Raw genomic sequence first — 371 nt, 5'->3', positions numbered from 1 at the left:
GCCGCGCCGAACCAGCAGGAATACCAACATGACGCTATCCATTACGAGCAATTTCGACGCAGGCGCGATCGAAGTCCTGTCCTGTGCGCAGGCCGACAACATCCGCTTGCGCGTGCGTCCGGACAGCCACGCCGACTTTGCGCAGTGGTTCTATTTCCGCCTGTCGGGCGCGCGCGGCGAGCGCTGCGTGATGACGTTCGAGAACGCCGCCGACTGCGCCTTCGCCGACGGCTGGCGCAACTATCAGGCGTGCGCGAGCTATGACCGCGTGAACTGGTTTCGCGTGCCGACCTCGTACGACGGCCGCGTGCTCACCATCGATCACACGCCCGATTTCGACCGCATCTATTACGCCTACTTCGAGCCGTATA

General features: G+C 63.1%; 1 protein-coding gene. It reads left to right on the top strand.

Annotated features, from left to right (window positions below; genetic code table 11):
* Positions 1-28 precede the first annotated feature (28 nt).
* Positions 29-371, top strand: a 343-nt coding sequence (locus SB753_RS35285) for a M14-type cytosolic carboxypeptidase (RefSeq protein ID WP_410804701.1), incomplete at its 3' end; no start/stop codon positions are given.

It is taken from the genome of Paraburkholderia sp. SIMBA_053 (assembly GCF_046534895.1).
GTDB lineage: Bacteria > Pseudomonadota > Gammaproteobacteria > Burkholderiales > Burkholderiaceae > Paraburkholderia > Paraburkholderia caledonica.
The sequence above is the reverse complement of the archived record's forward strand: the minus strand, read 5'-3'. Positions and strand labels throughout refer to the sequence as shown.